The 17,209-nt window shown below is 73.0% G+C and carries 15 protein-coding genes; 11 read left to right on the forward strand and 4 right to left on the reverse strand.

Going from position 1 to position 17,209, the window contains the following annotated elements; genetic code table 11:
• Window positions 1-48: 48 nt before the first annotated feature.
• Complete coding sequence (locus tag FH609_RS24245) at window positions 49-819, reverse strand: phosphotransferase (RefSeq protein ID WP_226961928.1); 771 nt, start codon at window positions 817-819, stop codon at window positions 49-51.
• A 381-nt stretch (window positions 820-1,200) separates the two neighbouring features.
• Here FH609_RS24245 and FH609_RS24250 point away from each other — a divergent pair, with 381 nt between their 5' ends.
• Entirely contained in the window at window positions 1,201-2,373 is a 1,173-nt protein-coding gene (locus tag FH609_RS24250) for an AAA family ATPase (protein WP_139671576.1), read from the forward strand.
• Between the two features lie 78 nt (window positions 2,374-2,451).
• Window positions 2,452-5,526: an NACHT domain-containing protein gene (locus FH609_RS24255; RefSeq protein WP_226961916.1), complete on the forward strand. Its 3,075-nt coding sequence runs from the start codon at window positions 2,452-2,454 to the stop codon at window positions 5,524-5,526.
• A gap of 88 nt (window positions 5,527-5,614) precedes the next feature.
• Here FH609_RS24255 and FH609_RS24260 read toward each other — a convergent pair whose 3' ends face one another.
• Both FH609_RS24260 and FH609_RS24265 read right to left on the reverse strand, forming a co-directional pair.
• Window positions 5,615-6,274, reverse strand: a complete 660-nt coding sequence (locus tag FH609_RS24260) for a response regulator (protein WP_139671573.1) — start codon at window positions 6,272-6,274, stop codon at window positions 5,615-5,617.
• On the reverse strand, window positions 6,271-7,440 hold the full coding sequence (locus tag FH609_RS24265; protein ID WP_139671570.1) for a sensor histidine kinase: 1,170 nt from the start codon (window positions 7,438-7,440) through the stop codon (window positions 6,271-6,273). The genes FH609_RS24260 and FH609_RS24265 overlap by 4 nt, the downstream gene beginning before the upstream one ends.
• A gap of 133 nt (window positions 7,441-7,573) precedes the next feature.
• On the opposite strand from FH609_RS24265, the gene FH609_RS24270 reads away from it, so the two are divergent.
• The 3 genes from FH609_RS24270 to FH609_RS24280 all read left to right on the forward strand — a co-directional run bounded on the left by FH609_RS24270 (window position 7,574) and on the right by FH609_RS24280 (window position 10,290).
• The gene (locus tag FH609_RS24270) at window positions 7,574-8,497 is read left to right on the forward strand and encodes an ABC transporter ATP-binding protein (protein ID WP_139671566.1); all 924 of its coding nucleotides are present in this window, start codon (window positions 7,574-7,576) and stop codon (window positions 8,495-8,497) included.
• A complete protein-coding gene (locus FH609_RS24275) occupies window positions 8,494-9,366 on the forward strand; it encodes an ABC transporter permease (RefSeq protein ID WP_139671564.1) in 873 nt (290 codons plus the stop codon). The genes FH609_RS24270 and FH609_RS24275 overlap by 4 nt, the downstream gene beginning before the upstream one ends.
• 102 nt (window positions 9,367-9,468) lie before the next feature.
• Window positions 9,469-10,290: a helix-turn-helix domain-containing protein gene (locus FH609_RS24280; protein ID WP_139671561.1), complete on the forward strand. Its 822-nt coding sequence runs from the start codon at window positions 9,469-9,471 to the stop codon at window positions 10,288-10,290.
• Window positions 10,291-10,311: 21 nt separating this feature from the next.
• Here the strand turns inward: FH609_RS24280 and FH609_RS24285 are convergent, their stop codons facing one another.
• The gene (locus FH609_RS24285) at window positions 10,312-10,776 is read right to left on the reverse strand and encodes a MarR family winged helix-turn-helix transcriptional regulator (RefSeq protein ID WP_139671558.1); all 465 of its coding nucleotides are present in this window, start codon (window positions 10,774-10,776) and stop codon (window positions 10,312-10,314) included.
• A gap of 323 nt (window positions 10,777-11,099) precedes the next feature.
• Between FH609_RS24285 and FH609_RS24290 the strand changes: the two genes are divergently transcribed.
• From FH609_RS24290 to urtE, 6 genes are all read left to right on the forward strand, one after another.
• Complete coding sequence (locus FH609_RS24290) at window positions 11,100-12,188, forward strand: substrate-binding domain-containing protein (RefSeq protein WP_139671555.1); 1,089 nt, start codon at window positions 11,100-11,102, stop codon at window positions 12,186-12,188.
• Window positions 12,189-12,419: 231 nt separating this feature from the next.
• Entirely contained in the window at window positions 12,420-13,682 is a 1,263-nt protein-coding gene (gene urtA / locus FH609_RS24295) for an urea ABC transporter substrate-binding protein (RefSeq protein ID WP_139671552.1), read from the forward strand.
• 3 nt (window positions 13,683-13,685) lie between these two features.
• Window positions 13,686-14,582, forward strand: a complete 897-nt coding sequence (gene urtB, locus FH609_RS24300; RefSeq protein ID WP_139671549.1) for an urea ABC transporter permease subunit UrtB — start codon at window positions 13,686-13,688, stop codon at window positions 14,580-14,582.
• Window positions 14,583-14,686: 104 nt separating this feature from the next.
• Complete coding sequence (gene urtC / locus FH609_RS24305) at window positions 14,687-15,721, forward strand: urea ABC transporter permease subunit UrtC (protein ID WP_193318028.1); 1,035 nt, start codon at window positions 14,687-14,689, stop codon at window positions 15,719-15,721.
• Entirely contained in the window at window positions 15,718-16,500 is a 783-nt protein-coding gene (urtD, locus tag FH609_RS24310; RefSeq protein WP_139671546.1) for an urea ABC transporter ATP-binding protein UrtD, read from the forward strand. Before urtC ends, urtD begins: the two co-directional genes overlap by 4 nt.
• Complete coding sequence (gene urtE / locus FH609_RS24315) at window positions 16,500-17,195, forward strand: urea ABC transporter ATP-binding subunit UrtE (protein ID WP_139671543.1); 696 nt, start codon at window positions 16,500-16,502, stop codon at window positions 17,193-17,195. The genes urtD and urtE overlap by 1 nt, the downstream gene beginning before the upstream one ends.
• Window positions 17,196-17,209: the final 14 nt, after the last annotated feature.

A 17,209-nucleotide genomic window follows, 5' to 3' on the forward strand; every position in this document is an offset into this window, starting at 1 on the left:
TAGGTGTGGGCTCTGACAGTGGCTGTCCGTCATCGGTGGCGGGTGCGCTCACTCCAGCAGGGCGCCGCGCAGCGCCTCGCGCTGTGCCCGCTGCCACCGCTGGATGCGGTCCCAGCGCGCCCAGCCGCCGCCCTCGGCCACCGCTCGCCGGTAGACGGGGTCGCCGTTGGCCACCCGCCTGGCGACGAAGGCGCGGCCGACGGCGGTGGCCCGCTCGATGGCCTCCGGGAGATCCGCGCGATCCCGGGGCGTCAGGCCGTAGCCGTCCGCGAGCACCCGGGCCCGGGCGATCGCGTCCAGACCCTCCGGATAGAAGCCGGCGCGGGAGCGTGGGTCGCGCATCGGCGCCCAGTAGCGCGCGGCCTGCGCCACGTCCCACAGCGGGCGGCCGGGCGCCGCCAGGTCGAAGTCGATCAGGGCCACGGCCCGGCCCTCGCGGAAGACGACGTTCTCCAGGCACGCGTCGTTGTGACAGAGCACGGAGCCGCCCTCGGGATCGGCGAGTTCCGTGCTCCAGCCCGTCGACGCGTCGGGCGGCGGCAACGCGGCGGAGGCGCCGTGCAGCCGCCGCAGCAACGCGCCCACCGAGCGCAGCGCGGCCTCGGTCATCGCCCAGTCGGGGAACGGCGGAAGCGGCACGTCACCCGGCACAAAGCCCAACTGCTCGCGCCCGTCAGGCCCGATCGCCAGGGGCTCGGGCACGCCGTCGAAGCCTCCGGCCCGGAGGGCCGCGAGATGGGCGTGGAGCGCTTTGGCCTGGGGCGGTGCCGGGCGGTCGACACGATCGCCCCTGCGGAAGACCGCGCGGCTGTTGGCCATGCCGCCCGCGAGCCGCACCGGCTCCTCGGCGGGTTCGTCGGCGGGTTCGTCGGCCGTCGGGCCGTGGGCGCGATCACCGGTCGTGGCGGACATGGCGGACCTGCCTTCCGTGGGAGGTGCGGGGCGGTGGGGCGGACCGGCGCCCGGCTGCGCCGGGGCACCGCGCGGGGGAACCCGTTCGGCCTCAACCGCCGGCGGCGTGCCGGCCGTTCGCGGCGCGCCAGTGTTCAGGGCGCGGCGGCGCGTGGCGCCGGTATGTGCCGCCGCCGCGCGCTCGGGGCGGCGGGCGGCGGGCGACGACACCGCACCATGGTGAACCAGCGCCCACCGCACGGGAATCCCGTGGCGCCCCGCCCACCCGGGGCGCCATACTCCGGCGTCGTGAACGCTCCACCTCCCGGCCTCGGAACCCCCTTCCCCGTCCTCTGGCTCTGCGGTCCGCCGGGGGTGGGCAAGTCGACCAGCGGATGGCTGCTCTACCAGCGGCTCGCCGCCGCCGGCACACCCGTCGGCTTTGTGGACATCGACCAGCTCGGCATGAACTTCCCCGAGCCGCCGGGCGACCCGGGGCGCTATCGGCTGAAGACCGCGAACCTGGCCTCGCTGGCCGCCAACCACCGCGCGGCCGGCGCGCGTTGCCTCGTCGTCTCCGGCGTGGTGGACCCGCTCGCCGGCGTCGATCGGGGTCAACTGCCGGGGATCGAACTGACGTTGTGCGGGCTGACGGCGCCCCCCGAGGAGCTGGGGCGACGCTATCTCGGGCGGGGCACCCTGCCGGAGGAGCTGGCCCGGGTCCTCGCCGAGAACGAGGAGTTCGAGCGGGCGGGCCTGGTGGATCGCCACGTCGACACCGGCGGCCTCCCGCCCGCGCAGGTCGTGGAACGGGTACTCGCCGACTGGCACCCGCCCGCCGCCGCGAGCGACGGGCAACCGGCGCCGAACCCGCCCGCGCCCACGCCCCCCGACGGCCCGGTCGCGACGCTGCTGCTCTGCGGGGCTCGCGCGGTGGGCACCTCGACCGTCGGCTGGGAGGTGGCACAACGACTCCAGCGGGCCGGAATCCGCACGGGCTTTGTCGACCTCGGACAGGTCGGATTCCTCCGGCCGGCGCCCGTGGACGACCCCGGGCTGCATCGCCTCAGGTCCGCCAATCTGGCGGCCCTGCTCGGCCGGTACGCGACCCGGGGCAGCCGCCATCTCGTCGCCGTCGGCTCCCCGCGCACCGAGGACGACCTGGCGCAGTACCGGCGTGCCCTGGCCGGGAACCCGCTCACCGTCGATCGGCTGACCGCCGGCCCCGAGACGCTCGCCGACCGCGTGCGACGCCGTGGCGCCGGGGAGGGCCCGCAGCTGCCCGGCGACTTGCTGATCGGGCGATCCGAGGAGGAACTGGCCGCAATCGCCGCCGAGTCCGCGCGCGAGGCCCGGCGGCTCGCCGACGCCGCGCTCGGCGACCTGGCCCTGGCCACCGACGACCGGAGCGTCGAGGAGATCGCCGACGCCCTCTTCCGACTCTGGGACCACGCGCCGGAGACGGTCATGCCCGCCCCCTGACGGGCCCGTCGCGAACCCGTCGGGAACGCGTCCGCGCCGAGGTGACGGACCGTATTCTCCTCGGTGGGAGGGACGACGATGGACATGGCGAGTGTGGGCGTGCGCCTCGGCTCGGGAGTGGTCGCGCCGCTGGTGCGGCGACTGTTCAGGAACCCGGGGCCGGGTGCCGGCCTGGTCGACAAGCCGGTGCGGATCGACGAGCTGGTGTCGTTCCGAGGCGAGAAACGCACCCTCGGCGAGCGCGACATGGTCAGACTCGCCCGCGAGTTGGTCGATCGGGGTCTCAAGGCGCTGGGCACCGAGGGCGCCGCCCTGGCCGAGGAGCGTCCGGCGCTGGAGGCCGCCCTCGCCGAGACCCTGCACGGCCTGGGCCGCCTCGACATGGACGACGCACAGGCGGTCAGGCTCGGGGCGGATCGGCTCGCGGAGGCGCTGCCCGACCGCTCGCGTGAACTGTCCGCCGCCGGCGAGGCGTTCTACCGCGCACTGGTCCGGCTGGCCTGCCTGCACATCGTCGACTTCTTCAGCAAGCGCTCGACCTTTGTCGCCCGCACTCTGGTCGAACAGACCCGTCAGAACGAGCGGTTGATCGCCACCCTGGACCTGTTGATCGAGCGCCTGCCGACCCGTTCCACGGAGGATGGCGCCTTCGAGGAACGCTACCGACGCTATGTGGCCGGACGGCATGGCACGCTGACCATCTTCGGACTCGATCTGGACGACGAATGGCCGCTGGACGACGCCTATCTGTCGCTGGAGGCCGCCCGACGGGAACCGGGGCACGAGATGCCCGTGGTCGAACGCGCGGAACGCGCGCTCGCCGGACTCGACCGGGTGCTGCTGCGCGGAGGCGCCGGCTCCGGCAAGACCACGCTGGTGCAGTGGCTGGCCGTCACCACCGCCGCCGACACGGTGCCCCCCGGGCTCAACCACCTGCTGGGCCGCGTGCCCTTCGTCCTCCCGTTGCGCACCCTCGCGCGCGGCGACCGCGAACTGCCGGGCCCCGGCGACTTCCTCTCGGCGGTCAACTGCCCCCACTCGCCGCCGGCGGGCTGGGCGGAACGGGTACTGACGGCGGGGCGGGCCCTGCTGCTGGTGGACGGCATCGACGAGATCCCCGAGGAACGGCGTCCCGCCACACGGGCCTGGCTGCGGGAGATGCTGCGGGAGTTCCCCGGCAACGTGTGGCTGGTCACCGGCCGGCCGGCCGCCGTGGCCGAGGACTGGCTGGCCCGCGAGCTGTTCGTCGAACTCGCGCTGGCACCCCTGAGCCTCGCGGACGTCGGCACCCTGATCCACCGCTGGCATCGCGCGGCGCGGGTCGAGGAGGCGGAGGCGGACGCGTTGCTCCGCGCGGTGCGCGGGCGTCAGGACCTGGTCAGGCTGGCCACCAACCCGCTGATGTGCGCCGTGATGTGCGCGCTGCACCACGCCAGCCACGGCTACCTCCCGAGGGGGCGCGAGGCGCTCTACGAAGCGGCGCTGCGGATGCTCCTGGAGCGGAGGGATCGCCAGCGCCAGGTCGCCCACGGGATCACCCTGGATGCCGCCTCGGCGACCCAGCTGCTCCAGAAGCTCGCCTACTGGCTGATCCGCAACGGCGACTCCGAGATGGACCGCCCGGACGCCGTCGCCGTCATCGACGGCGTGCTGCCCTCGATGCCGCAGGTGAGGGAGCAGGGCTCGGCCGAGGACGTCTACCGCCATCTGCTGGAGCGCTCGGGCCTGTTGCGCGAACCCGCGGAGGGGCTGGTGGACTTCGTCCACCGCACCTTCCAGGACTACCTCGCGGCGCGCGAGGCGGTCGAGGCCAGGGACCTTCCGCTGCTGGTGAAGAACGCCCACCGCGACCAGTGGGAGGATGTCGTCCGCATGGCCGTCGCCCACGGGCGCCCCGAGGAACGCGCCCGGCTGCTGAGGCTCCTGGTCAGGCGCGGCGACCAGGTCAGACGCCACCGCCTGCGGCTCCACCTGCTGGCGGCCGCCTGCCTGGAACACGCCACCCAACTCGCGCCCGAGGCGCGGGAGCTGGTCACCGCCCGGCTGGCCGAGCTGCTGCCGCCCCGCACCTGGAACGAGGCGGTCGCGCTGGCCCACGCCGGCTCGGTGGTGCTGGAACTGCTGCCGGGGCCGGCGGAGTTGACCTCGGATGAGGAGCGGCTGGCCGTCTTCGAGACCGTGCGCCTTGTCGGCGGCGACGTCGCCCTGAACCGCCTGGTGGAGTTCTGCGGGTGCGGCGACGAGGAGGTGGAGAGACGGCTCGCGCTCTGCTGGAGCAACTTCGAGCCCGGGGCCTACGCCGAGACCATCCTGCCCCGACTGCGCCCTGGCGAACCGGTGCTCGTCACCCGTACCGAGGAGCTTCCCCACCTCGCCCGCACCCGCACTCCTTACACGGCCCACAGCGTCGCCCCGGAGCAGTTGATCTCCGCCGGGATCCAAGACTGCTGCGCGCAGCTGCGCGTCAGCGGCCCGGTCGACCTCACCCTGCTGCGGAGGCTGGTCGCCCTGCGAGAGCTGGATCTCGGACGGAGCGTGCGTGGCCAGGACGTGTCGACGCTGAAGGATCTGAATCTGCGGTCGATCCAGCTGGATCTGGTGGGCAACCAGCCGGTGCACGGCCTTCACGACCTCGCTGGCGCCGAGGAGCTTCTGGTCAGGGCCCATGGGCCCCTGGCGGTGCTGCCTCCCGAGGCGCCCGTCACCTGGCTGCTCTGCGTCGAGAACTTCGGGGACCTCGCCTCCGTTCGGGGGTGGCCCCGACTGGGGACCGTCGCCTTCGGGGCGAAGGTGCGAAGGCTGCGGACGGCCGACTGGCGTGTGCTGAGCGGCGTCGCGGGTCTCCGCGACGTCTACTGCTGGGGCGAGTTGGGAGAGAACCTGCTGGAGTCCGGCGTGGTCCTGGAGAACGTCCGCCAACTCAGCTTCCACTCGCTCCCGCCGGGGCTGGACCTCTCCCGGATGGTCGATGCCGTCCCTCGCCTGGAGCGCCTCAGCCTGTCCGGGGGACCGGGCGTGGATCTGGCGCCCCTCGCGGGGCTGCCCGATCTCCGTCAGGTGGCGGTCCTCGAAGTGGAGTCCGTCGGCGGGACCGACGCGCTGAGCGGGGTGACCGTGCGGCACAGCTGCTCCCGCTACCGGCCGACCCGCTGAGCACGTTCGCCAGCGGAGACGGGCCGCCGACACCCGTCGCGAGGCGGGTCCGACCCAACGGATCACGGCCCGCACCCAGGCAAGCAACCTACGCACCGGGCGTCACCAGCCCCGTCTCATAGGCATGGATGACCAACTGGACCCGGTCGCGCGCCGCCAGCTTGGAGATCAGATGCGCCAGATGTGCCTTGACGGTGGCCATGCTGATCACCAACTCCGCAGCGATCTCCGCGTTCGACCGGCCCAGGCCCACCAACGTGAGGACCTCCCGCTCCCGCTCGGTGATGCTGTCCGGCAGCGCCCTCCGACGAGGTCCCTCGCGGGGGCGGGAGGTGAACTCCTCGATCATGCGCCGGGTGACGCCCGGGGCCAGCAGCCCGTCGCCCGCCGCCACCACCCGAATCGCCTGGAGGATGTCGTCCAGACCCATGTCCTTCACCACGAACCCGCTGGCCCCGGCTCGCAGCGCGCCATAGACGGTGTCGTCATCGTCGAAGGTGGTGAGGACCAGCACCCGGGTCTCGCTCTCGGCCGCCGTGATGCGCCGGGTCGCCTCGATACCGTCCATGCCCGGCATCCGGATATCCATCACCACGACGTCCGGCCCCAACTCCTCGGCCAGCGCCACGGCTTCCTCCCCGCTGCCGGCCTCGCCCACCGCCACGATGTCCGTGCTGTCGGCCATCAGCACGCGAAGCCCTATCCGCACCAGTGGCTGGTCGTCGACCAGGAGTACGCGCACGCTCATGGGGCGACCACCGCCCCGGGGACCGGCAGCCGCGCCTCCACCTGGAAGCCGCCGTCACGTCCGGGGCCCGCCCGGAACCGGCCGCCGAGCAGGCCGACCCGCTCCTCCATCCCCAGGATGCCGAAGCCCGTCCCCGAGACGACACCGCCACGCCCCGGGTCGGCGACGGTGACCACCACCTCGTCGTCGGAGCTGCGATCGATCGTCACCAGGCAACGCTCGACCCCGGCGTGCCGTACCACATTGGTCAGCGCCTCCTGAACGATCCGGAACGCCGCCAGGTCGACCTCAGGGGGAAGCGGTCCGCGCTCCCCGTGCCACCGCAGCTCCGCCGCGACCCCGGCGTCCCCGGCGGACGCAAGCAGCTTGTCGATCTCCGCCAGTCCCGGCGCCGGGCCGAGCGGGGAGAGCGCCGCCGCGGCATCCGCGGCATCCGCGTCGGACCGGCGCAACGCGACGAGCGTGCGGCGCAGCCCGAACAGCGTCTCCCGGCTGGACGCCTCGATGGCCGCCAGCGCGTTCCTCGCCTGCTCCGGCTGGGTGTCGATCACCCGACGCCCCATGCCGGCCTGGATCGCTATCACCCCCACGCTGTGCGCGATGACGTCATGCAACTCCCGTGCGATGCTCAGCCGTTCCGCCGTGACCGCCTGAGCCGCCGCCTGCTGCCGGATGGCCTCCTCGTGGGCACGGCGCTCCCGGATCATCTGCCCGAGCAGCAACCCCGTGATCTGCGACATGAAATAGGGCAAGAGCACATTGCCCCAGGGAATCAGGTCCGTCATGAGGGAGAACGAGCAGGCGAGCTGGGCCGCGAAGGCGAGCGTCCCGGCGCCGAGAGCGAAGCGCCGCCGCCGCACCGCCCCGATGTAGACGATCATCATGTCGCAGCCGACCAGCAGCACGGCCAGCGTCCAGCTCGGCACCTCCTGCGTGGCCGTCGCCGCCAGGCTCAGCAGGCCGAGGACCAGCGCCGCAAGGGGGTTGCGGCGCATCAGGGGAGCGAGAAGCGCCATCGTCACCGCGGTTAGCAGGGTCTGGGTCAGGGACGGGTCGGGCAGGACGAGCACCGAGCTGACGGCGGCGACGGGTTGGAGCAGGGCCGCGCACCAGGCCGCGACCGAGCGGCCCTTCTGCGGTGACGGAGCGTGAGGTGTTGCGGTCATGCGGCGATGGTAGTGCGCTGACCTGCGCCGGCACATTGGCCCGTGGGCCTAATTCCCCGGGCTAATAGGCGCTCGGAGAATCTAGCCCGTGGTCTGATGTGCACGATGGGGGCGCGGCAGCACGGTTGACCACATGATCGAAGTCACCGAACTCACCAAGCGTTTCCGAGGCGCCGCCGCCGTCGACGGACTGAGCTTCACCGTCCGTCCCGGCCGCGTCACCGGATTCCTCGGCCCCAACGGCGCCGGCAAGAGCACCACGTTGCGCCTCCTCCTCGGCCTCAACCGCCCCACGAGCGGGAGCGCCACGATCGAGGGACGTCTCTTCGCCGGCCGGCCCAGGGGCCTGCGGCACGTGGGCGCCCTGCTCGACGCGCACGACGTGCACGGCGGTCGCACGGCCCGGGCCCATCTGACCGCGCTCGCGCTGAGCAACGGGCTGCCGAGGAGCCGGGTGCCGGCGGTGCTGGAGGAGGTCGGGTTGGCCTCGGCGGCGGGCCGCAGGATCGGCGGCTTCTCCCTGGGCATGAGACAACGGCTGGGCATCGCCGGCGCCCTGCTCGGCGACCCGCCGGTGCTGCTCTTCGACGAGCCGGTCAACGGCCTCGACCCCGAGGGCGTGCGCTGGGCGCGGGGCCTGTTCGGGAGGCTGGCCGCCGAGGGGCGGACGGTGCTGGTCTCCAGCCATCTGATGAGCGAGATGGAGCACACCGCCGAGGAGTTGGTGGTGATCGGCAGGGGGCGGTTGATCGCGGCCGAGGCCCTTGCCACCTTCGCGAGCCGCGCCACCCGGCAGCGCGTCAGGGTGCGGTCCCCGCAGGCCCGGCAGCTCGCCGGGCTGCTGGCGAAGGAGGACGGGGCGGGCGTGGTGCCTCCCCCGGCATCCGATCCCGAGGCCATCGAGGTCACCGGCCTGCCAGCCGCCCGCATCGGCGACCTGGCCGCCCACCACCGCATCCCCGTCCACGAGTTGTCCGGCCGGGGCTCCTCCCTGGAGGACGCGTTCATGGAACTGGTCGCCGACAGCGTCGAGTACGCGGCGAAGGACCCGCGATGACCGCCATCCCTCGCACGACCGGCCCCACGGGAACGACCAGCGCCCGGCGCTCGGCCGGCGACGAGTCGCGGTACCGGTTCCGCCACCTTCTCGCCGCCGAGTGGCTGAAGTGGTGGACGCTGCGCTCCATCTTCTGGGCCCTCGTCCTCGGCGCCCTCGCGGTGGTCGGCATCAACGCCTACACCGCCAGCTCGGACTCCGAGTCCTGGCCGAGCCTGTCCCCGGACGCACAGGCCGACCTCGGACCCGTCTGGGCCGCCCAGGACGCCTTCACGCCCGCGTCCGCGATGATCCTCGTCCTGGTCTGCGGCACGCTCGGGGCGATGGCACTGGTCGGCGAGCACAGCTCCGGGCTCGTCAGGACGACGTTCGCCGCCGTGCCGGCCCGCCACGCGGTCGTCGTGGCCAAGGGGCTGGTGATCGCCGGGGTGATGGCGCTCTACGGCGCGGTGCTGGCGGTCGCCTCCTTCGGGACCAGCCAGGCGATCCTCGCGGGGCGGGGGATCGGACTGCCCTGGGACCATCCCGGCGCCGCCCGACTGATGGCCGCCTCGGCCCTGTTGGCGCCGATATCCGCGATGACCGGTCTCGCCCTGGGCGCGCTGATACGCCACGCGGCGGCGACCCTGGTCACGGTGAGCGCCGTGCTTCTGTTGCTGCCGCAGATGGTCGGCGAGCGGTCCGCCTGGAGCGCCACCGTGCGGCACGCGATGCTCCTGCCCGCCTGGGAGCATCTGGTCGAGATAGCCGACTGGCCTTCGTCTCCCGAGTATCCGGCGACGACGGGCGGTTCCTGGGCCGCGTATGTCGGGTGGGCTCTGGTCCCGGTGCTCCTGGCCGTGCTGGCCACGCGGCGGATGGATCTCTAGACCGGGTGCGCACCGCGAGGTCGGGGACGGGGCAGCGGTGGGCGAGCGTCCTGGGCGGTCAGCTCCGGTCGGCCGCTGTTGGTTCGGCGCTACGCTGCGGGCATGGATGGGGCGCGGGGATCGCGGGTCGGGGTGCTGCTGCGGGAGTGGCGGCGGCGGAGAAGGCTGAGCCAGCTGGAGTTGTCGCTTCTCGCCGAGACCTCGGCGCGCCACCTGTCCTGCGTGGAGACCGGGAAGGCGCGGCCCAGTCGGGAGATGGTGCTGCGGCTGGCGGATGCCCTGGACGTTCCCCTCCGCGAGCGCAACTCCCTGCTCCTGGCGGCCGACTATGCGCCCGCCTACCGGGAGAGCGGGTGGGAGGACCAGGAGCTGAGCCAGATCCGCGCCGCTCTGGACCAGATGCTGGCCGCGCACGAGCCGTATCCGGCCGTCGTCCTCGACCGCTACTGGAACGTTCGGCTCGCCAACCGGGCGATGCGCTCGCTCCTGTCCGACATCCCGCCCCGGCTGCACGAGCCCACGCCGAACGTCTTCCGCCTGGTGCTGCACCCCGAGGGCCTGGCCGCCCGACTGGTGAACCTGGCGGAGGTCAGGGGCCACTTCCTGGAGTACCTCGGCCGGCAGGTCGACGGCACGGGTGATCCCCGGCTGCGCGTGCTTCTGGAGGAGGTGCGTTCCTATCCGCGTCCGGAGGGGTGGCGGGAGGACGGGGCGTTCCTGCCGTCGGCCGGGCCGATCCAGGTTCCGTTGCGGGTGCGGTCGCCGGTGGGGGAGTTGTCGCTCTTCGGCACGATGGCGACGTTCGGTGCGCCGGCCGATGTGACGCTGTCGGAGTTGGCGATCGAGCTGTTCTATCCGCTCGACGAGCGGACCGCCGGCGTGCTGCGGCAGGCGGCCGCCGAGGCCGCCGAGTCGGTCGGGTGACCGGGCCGTCGGCCCGCTGGTTCAGCGGCCGTTGATGGCCGGCGTGGGCAGCGCGGCCGGGGCCTCGAGGCGGGCTATCAGCCGGTCGAGCAAGGCGACCAGCAGCGGATCGTCCTCGTCGGCGGGAAGAGCGGACCAGACCGCGCGCACCCGTTCCGCCAGCCGCAGATAGACCTCCCGGCCGCGCGGGGTGAGCCCCGCCACCACCCGCCGCCGATCCAGCGGATCGACCCTGCGGTGCACCAGGCCGTCGTCCACGAGCTGGTCCACCAGCCGGGTCAGCGTCGGAGGGGGAAGCTGGGTCCGGTCGGCGATGGCCGTCATGCCCTGGCCCGGGCTCTCGGAGAGCAGCGACAGCACCCGCCAGGACTCCACCGAACAACCCGACTCCTCCAGGGCGGTTCGCAGCCTGCGCGCCGCGAGCCGCTCGGCGCGGGAGAGCAGGGCGGCCACATCGTCCGGGTGGGAGGCGGCAGTTGGGGGCATCTCTCTCCTCCGGACGACGGGTCTCCATGGTACAAACGCCGGCGGGGACGGCCGTTCGACGCGTGGGGCCCCCGGGCGCCGCACGCCCCACCCCACCCCGCCGGCGCCCACACCCCCGCCCCCGCCGGCCCCGCCGGCGCCCCCACCCCGCGCGCTCCACTCCAACTCGTCGGCGCCCGCCCGCCGGTTCGCCGCCGGCCAACGCGCCATGCGCCAACGCGCCGCGCCACACCCCCGCGCCAACGCGCCGCGCGTCCCCTCGCCCGCATCTCGCTGTGCGGCCGGGCCGCCCGGCCCGGCCGCGCAGGGGCCATCATGGGCGGATGGCCCCCGGGGACTGGCTCGCGCCCGACGCCGACTCACTCGGCGTCGCCCTGGTGGTGCCTCGACGCGGCCCGGCCGGAATCTTCGGCCCCGCCTGCGAGTTGTGCGCCCAGCTCGCCGCCGACGAGGTCAACGCCGACGGCGGCGTGCTCGGCCGCGCCCTCCGCCTGGTGCCGGTCGACGGCGGAGCCCCGCCGCAGCACGTGGCCGCCGAGGTCGAGGCGCTGGTCAGCGCCGGCATCGTGGAGGGCGTGACGGGCTGGCACATCTCCTCGGTCCGTCAGGCGGTCGCCCCCAGGGTCGCCCACCGGGTGCCCTATGTGTATACGGCCCTCTACGAGGGAGGCGAGGACTCCGCCGGCGTCTTCCTCACCAGCGAGACCCCCGACGGCCAACTCCGCCCCGCCATGCGCCTGCTGGCCGCCGAGCGGCGGGTGCGCCGCTGGTATGTCGTCGGCAACGACTATGTCTGGCCCCGCCGCACGGCCCGCGCCGCCCACCGCTACGCCCGCGAGAACGCGGGCCGGATCGTCGGCGAGGACTATCTCCCGCTGGGCACCGAGGACTTCGCCGCCACGCTGCGCCGGATCGAGCGCGGCGAGGCGGACGCGGTGCTGATGCTGCTGGTCGGCAGCGACGCCGTGCGGTTCAACCGGGCGTTCGCCGCGTGGGGCCTGGACCGGCGCGCCCTGCGGCTGAGCACCCTGATGGACGAGAACATGCTCGCCGCCAGCGGCCCCGACGCCACCCGGGGGCTCAGCGCGACCGGCGGCTTCTTCGCCGCCCTGGCCACCGCCGACACCCTGGACTTCCAGGGGCGTTACACCGCGCGGTTCGGCGTCGACGCGCCGGCGCCCAGCGCCCTGGGCGAGTCCTGCTACGAGGGCGTGCTGCTGCTGGCGGCGCTGGTCGGCCGGGCCGGTTCGGTGGCGGTGCCGGCCATCGAGTCCACGGCGCCCGAGGTGAGTTACCAGGGCGCCAGGGGCGAACTGCGGTTGCGCGGCCGGCATGTGCGGCAGCGCATCTATCTGGCCGAGGCGGACGGCATGGACTTCGCCGTCACCGCTGACCTGGACGCCTGGACCTGAGCCGCCGTGATACTTCCGAACGGAAGTATTAACCACCGTGAAATTCCCGGGTAATAGGGCGATTTGAAGCTGTGGCGTGCCCTCGTCGGGCGGCGTGGCCCGGCGTTCCCCTCGCACTATCCCGGTGCCGCACTCCCCGGTGCCGCACCCCTCGATGCCGCAACCCCAGCCGCACCCCGCAGCCGCCGGGGACCAGTATCCCCGGCCGCCCGGGGACAAGGAGGACGAGAGATGCTCCCCATAGCCCGGCCCCCCATAGCCCGGGTACGCCGACTCGCCGCGATCGCGGTCGCCTCGGCCACCGCCCTCGCCCTGACCGCCTGTGGCGCCAAGACCGGCGAGGAGAGTGCCAACGCCGCCGCCACCGTCGACACCTCCGGCGACACCATCAAGGTCGGCCTGCTGAACTCGCTCTCCGGCACCATGGCCATCAGCGAGGTGACGGTCCGCGACGCGCTGATGCTCGCCATCGAGGAGATCAACGCCGACGGCGGCGTGTTGGGCAAGCAGATCGAGCCGATCAGCGAGGACGGCGCCTCGGACTGGCCCACCTTCGCCGAGAAGTCCGAGAAGCTCATCCAACAGGACCAGGTGGCCGCCGTGTTCGGCTGCTGGACCTCCGCCAGCCGCAAGGCGGTGCTGCCCGTCTTCGAGCAGAACGGCTCGCTGCTGTTCTACCCCGTGCAGTACGAGGGCCTGGAGCAGTCGCCCAACATCTTCTACACCGGCGCCACCACCAACCAACAGATCGTCCCCGCCCTCGACTACCTGGTCGAGGAGGGCGTCGAGTCGCTCTACCTGGTCGGCAGCGACTATGTCTTCCCGCGCACCGCCAACCGGATCATCCGCGCCTACGCCGAGGAACACGGCATCGAGATCGTCGGCGAGGACTACGCCCCGCTGGGCTCGACCGAGTTCGCCACCATCGCCAACAAGGTCGAACAGGCCGGCGCCGACGCCGTGTTCAACACGCTCAACGGAGACAGCAACGTCTCGTTCTTCTCCGAGTACGCGGCCACCGGCCTCACCGCCGAGACGATGCCCGTGCTGTCGGTCTCGATCGCCGAGGAGGAGGTCAGGAGCATCGGCGCCGAGAACCTGGAGGGCCAGCTGACCTCCTGGAACTACTACCAGACCACCGAGGGCGCGGCCAACGAGGAGTTCGTCGCCGCCTTCCAGGAGCGCTACGGCGCCGACCGCCCCACCTCCGACCCGATGGAGGCCGCCTACACCTCGGTCCACCTGTGGGCCGCGATGGTCGAGGAGGCCGGTTCCTTCGAGGTGGCGGACGTCCGCGCGGCGGCCGACGGGATCACGTTCGAGGCCCCCGAGGGCACGGTCACCGTGGACGGCGAGACCCAGCACATCCACAAGACCGCGCGCATCGGCCGGATCGGCGCGGACGGCCTGATCACCGAGGTCTGGAGCAGCGAGGAGCCCATCAGGCCCGACCCCTACCTGCGGGAGTACGACTGGGCCGAGGGTCTGTCCTGACCCATGACCGTCATCCTCAGCCAGTCGTTCACGGGCATCAGCATCGGCGCCGTGCTGCTGCTGATCGCCCTGGGTCTGTCCCTGACCTTCGGTCAGATGGGCGTGATCAACATGGCGCACGGCGAGTTCATCATGGCCGGCGCCTACACCGTCTATGTCGTCCAGAAGTCGATCGACTCCGCCGGCACCTCGCTGTTGGTCTCCCTCCCGCTCGCCTTCCTCGTCGCGGGCAGCATGGGCGTGCTCCTGGAGTGGCTGCTGATCCGCCGCCTCTACGCCCGTCCGTTGGACACCCTGCTGGTCACCTGGGGCGTCTCGCTGATGCTCCAGCAGCTGGCCAGGGACATCTTCGGCGCGCCCAACGTGAACGCCCAGGCGCCGAGTTGGCTCAGCGGCCGGATCACCCTGGTCGAGGGGGAGCACTCGTTGACCCTGGCGCACAGCCGGCTGTTCATCCTGGGCCTGGCGATCGCCGCGGTGGTCGCCCTCACCCTGACCCTGCGCCGCACCTCGCTGGGCCGGCGGATCAGGGCGGTGGTGCAGCATCGCGACCTCGCCGAGGCGTCGGGCATCGCCACCGGCCGGGTCGACCGGATCACCTTCTTCATCGGCTCGGGCCTGGCGGGGCTCGCCGGCGTCGCGTTGACGCTGGTGGGCCCGATCGGGCCGACGATGGGCACCAACATCATCATCGACGCCTTCCTGGTGATCGTGGTCGGCGGCATCGGCCAGCTGCGGGGCGCGGTGATCGCGGCGTTCGCGCTGGGCGTGCTCCAGGCCGTGATGGAGTACTCGACCACGGTCAGCGTCGCCCGGGTCACCGTGCTGGTCGCCATCGTGGCCTTCCTCCAGTGGCGTCCCCAAGGCATCTACACCCTGCGCACCAGGAGCCTGGCGTGACCGACATCCAGACAGCGGCCGGCAAGGAGACCGGCAAAAGGACCGGCAAAAGGACGGGCAACGGCAACGGCAACGGGACCGGTGCGCGGGGCGCGCGCTGGCGGCTGGCCGGCGGCTACGCGGCGGGCGCCGTGCTGCTCTTCGCCGTGGCGCCCGCCCTGCTGTCCGACTTCCGCCTCGAACAACTCGCCCGCTACCTCTGCTTCGCCATGGTCGCCGTCGGTATCTCGCTGGCCTGGGGGCGCGGCGGGATGCTGACCCTGGGCCAGGGCCTCTTCTTCGGCCTCGGCGGCTACGCCATGGCGATGCACCTCAAGCTCGCCGACGCCGGCGCCGGGCAGCTGCCGGACTTCATGCTGCTCTATGGCTCGACCGAGCAACTCCCCTGGTGGTGGGAGCCGTTCCGCTCGCCGGTCGTCGCGATCGCCGCCGTCTTCCTGGTGCCGATGGCGGTGGCCGCCGTGATCGGCTTCCTGGTCTTCCGCCGGCGGGTGCGCGGCGCCTACTTCGCGATCCTCAGCCAGGCGCTGGCCGCCGCGTTCGCCATCCTGCTGATCGGCCAGCAGGCCACCACCGGCGGCACCAACGGGCTGACCAACTTCCAGGGCTTCTTCGGCTTCGCCCTCAACGACCCGGTCAACCGCAGGACCGTCTACTTCCTCATCGCCGGCACCCTGCTGGCGCTGATGCTGCTGACCCGCCAGCTCTTCCTCAGCCGCTACGGCGAACTGCTGGTCGCCGTGCGGGACTCGGAGGAACGGGTCCGCTTCCTGGGCTACGACCCGGCGCTGGTCAAGCTGGTCGCCTATGTGGTCTCGGCTGGCATGGCCGGGCTGGCCGGGGCGCTGTTCGTGCCGGCGGTCGGGATCATCTCGCCGGCGCTGATCGGCATCGTGCCGTCCATCCAGTTCCTGATCGGCGCGGCCATCGGCGGCCGGGCCAGCCTGGTCGGCGCGGCGCTGGGCGCCATCGCCGTCGCCTGGGCCCAGACCACGCTCTCCGAGGAGTTCCCCGCCGCCTGGACCTACTTCCAGGCCGGGCTGTTCATCGTGGTCGTCGCCTTCCTGCCCGGCGGCCTGATCTCCCTGCGGCAGCTGCTCACCCGCCGCCGCCCGACCCTCCTGGGAGCGCGCACATGACCGAGGAGCCCCTGCACGGCCTGACGATCTCCGAACTGCGCGTCTCCTTCGACGGTTTCACCGCCGTGGACGGCGTCGACCTGCGGGTCGAGCCCGGCGACCTCAGGTTCCTCATCGGCCCCAACGGCGCGGGCAAGACGACCCTGGTCGACGCCGTCACCGGCCTGGCCAGGGCCACCGGCTCGGTGCGGTTCGGCGGCCGGGAGCTGCTGGGCCGGCCGGTGCACCGGATCGCGCGGCTGGGCATCGGCCGCACCTTCCAGACCGCGACGGTCTTCGAGAACCTCACCGTCGTCCAGAACCTCGACATCGCCGCCGGCGCCGGCCGCCGCCCGCTCACCCTGCTGCGGCAGCGCCGTTCGGTGCCGTCGGAGGTGGACGAGGCGCTGACCACCGTCGGCCTCGCGCCGCACGCGCACCGGCTGGCGGGCACCCTCTCCCACGGTCAGAAGCAGTGGCTGGAGATCGGGATGCTGCTGGTGCAGAACGTCGAACTCCTGCTGTTGGACGAGCCGGTGGCCGGCATGAGCCACGAGGAACGGGACGCCACCGGCGCGTTGTTGCGCACGGTGGCGGCCGAGCGCACGGTGGTGGTGATCGAGCACGACATGGAGTTCATGCGCGCCTTCGCCAGCAGCGTCACCGTGCTGCACGCCGGGCGGGTGCTCAGCGAGGGCAGCCCCGCCGAGGTGCGCGCCGACCCCCGGGTGCAGGAGGTCTATCTCGGCCACGCGCCCGAACGACCCACCGCCGCCGCGCGGGTGGGGGAGGAGTCCTGATGCTGGAGATCACCGAACTCGTCGCCGGCTACGGCCGCAGCGACGTGCTGCACGGGGTGAGCCTGACCGTGCCCGAGGACGGCGTGGTCTGCGTGCTGGGACACAACGGCGCCGGCAAGTCCACGCTGCTGCGCGCCGCCCTCGGGCTGATCCGCCCGAGCGCCGGCCGGGTGCGGCTGGACGGCCGGGACGTGACCCGGCTGCCCGCGCACCGGAAGGTGCGGGCCGGGCTCGCCTACGTTCCGCAGGGGCAGCAGAGCTTCCCGCAGCTGACCGCGCTGGAGAACCTCCGGCTGGTCGCCGACGGGCGGGGCGGGGACGGCGCCCGGGCGCTCGACGAGGCGCTCGACCTCTTCCCCGCGCTGCGCGAACTGGCCGGCCGCCGCGCCGGGTTGCTCTCCGGCGGCCAGCGGCAGCAGCTGGCCATCGCCCGCGCGCTGATCACCCGGCCCCGGCTGCTGCTCCTCGACGAGCCGACCGAGGGCATCCAGCCCTCGGTGGTGGCCGAGATCCAGCGCACCATCCTGGAGTTGGCCGGCCGGGGCGGCCTGTCGGTGCTGCTGGTCGAGCAGCACATCGACTTCGCGCTGCGCGCCGCCCAGCGCTACCACGTGCTGGAGGCCGGCCGGATCACCTCGACGGGCGAGGGCGGCGAGGCCGCCAGGGACCGGGTGCGGGAGGCCCTCACCGTCTGAACGCGGCGAGCCCC

Origin of the sequence: Streptomyces sp. 3MP-14 (assembly GCF_006334905.2) — a bacterium.
Classification (GTDB): domain Bacteria; phylum Actinomycetota; class Actinomycetes; order Streptomycetales; family Streptomycetaceae; genus Streptomyces; species Streptomyces triticirhizae.